The organism is Sulfobacillus harzensis, assembly GCF_012933365.1.
Taxonomy (GTDB): Bacteria; Bacillota; Sulfobacillia; order Sulfobacillales; family Sulfobacillaceae; genus Sulfobacillus_B; species Sulfobacillus_B harzensis.
Genome location: NZ_JABBVZ010000280.1, coordinates 1 through 1,244 on the forward strand (window position 1 = coordinate 1; position 1,244 = coordinate 1,244).

At 57.5% G+C, this 1,244-nt stretch carries 1 protein-coding gene; it reads left to right on the forward strand.

Going from position 1 to position 1,244, the window contains the following annotated elements:
- Nucleotides 1-83 precede the first annotated feature (83 nt).
- The gene (locus HIJ39_RS23025) at nt 84-1,229 is read left to right on the forward strand and encodes an IS630 family transposase (protein ID WP_169103353.1); all 1,146 of its coding nucleotides are present in this window, start codon (nt 84-86) and stop codon (nt 1,227-1,229) included.
- Nucleotides 1,230-1,244: the final 15 nt, after the last annotated feature.

The following is a 1,244-nucleotide window of genomic DNA, read 5'->3' on the forward strand; positions in this document are numbered from 1 at the left end:
CTAGTAGAACCATTCCTTAATTCGTGATAATCACGGAAGGTTATGGTACGGTAAGGGAAATCCTTGGTTGGAGGTTCTCTACCATGCCGCCTCGCTTGACGCTTCAACCGCTGATCTTAACGGAAGATGACCGTCGTTACTTGACCCAATTGACCCGTAGCCGCACGGCGCAACATACCCAGGTAATCCGGGCACAAATGCTTCTTGCCTATTGCGACGGGGAACCCCTGCAAGCCATTAGCGACCGGTTGCACGTGGCTCGCAACGCCGTACGGCGTTGTATTGGGAAAGCCTTAGAATACGGCCTGCAGCAAGCCTTGGCGGATTTACCCCGTCCGGGTCGGCCGCGGCAAATTACGCCCGAAGCTCGAGCCTGGATCATTGGACTGGCCTGTCAGAAACCGACGGCGGTCGGGTGGGCACCGGAATTTTGGTCCGAGGCGCTTCTGGCGCGCTACGTCCGGGAGCATGCGGTCGACGCTGGGCACCCGAGTGCCCAGCACGTCCAGCAGGGCACCATTTCCAAGATTCTGTCTGCGCATGATCTGCATCCTCACCGTATGAGCTACTACTTGCAGCGACGGGACCCGGACTTTGATCAGAAGATGGTCCAAGTGTTGCACGTGTATGAGCAGGTGGAATTTGACTTGGACGCCGAGGGCCGGCCCACGGTCCGGCTGTCGTACGACGAAAAGCCTGGCATTCAAGCGCTGGGGAACACGGCGCCCGACCGGGCGCCCCGCCCCGATACCCCTGGCCAGGGTACCTGGCAACGCGATCATGAATATGTGCGTCATGGCACTATGAGCCTCTTGGCCGGTATCGACTTGGCCACGGGCGAACTCATCGGCATCGTGCGTCCACGCCATCGGAGTGCCGAATTCGTGGAATTCCTCCAAGCGTTAGACGCCAAGTATCCCGCCGATGTGAAGATTCAAGTGGTCTTGGACAACCACTCGGCCCACACCTCTAAGGAAACGCGCGCCTATCTGGCGACTGTACCCAACCGGTTCGACTTCGTCTTCACACCCAAGCATGCGTCATGGCTGAATCTCATTGAAATGTTCTTTGCCAAGTTGTCCAAACAACTCTTGCACGGCATCCGTGTCCAATCGCGCGAGGAGTTGGCCCAACGCATTCTCGCTTACCTGGATTGGCTCAACCAGGATCCGGTACCGTTTCGCTGGAAGTGGAAGCCCGAGGACGCAAAAAGCATGGACGCTATTTAGGAATGGCTATACTAG

Bases quoted from the DNA above. Each gene is read 5' to 3' on its own strand.
- HIJ39_RS23025 (WP_169103353.1), top strand. From the start codon at position 84: ATGCCGCCTCGCTTGACGCTTCAACCGCTGATCTTAACGGAAGATGAC.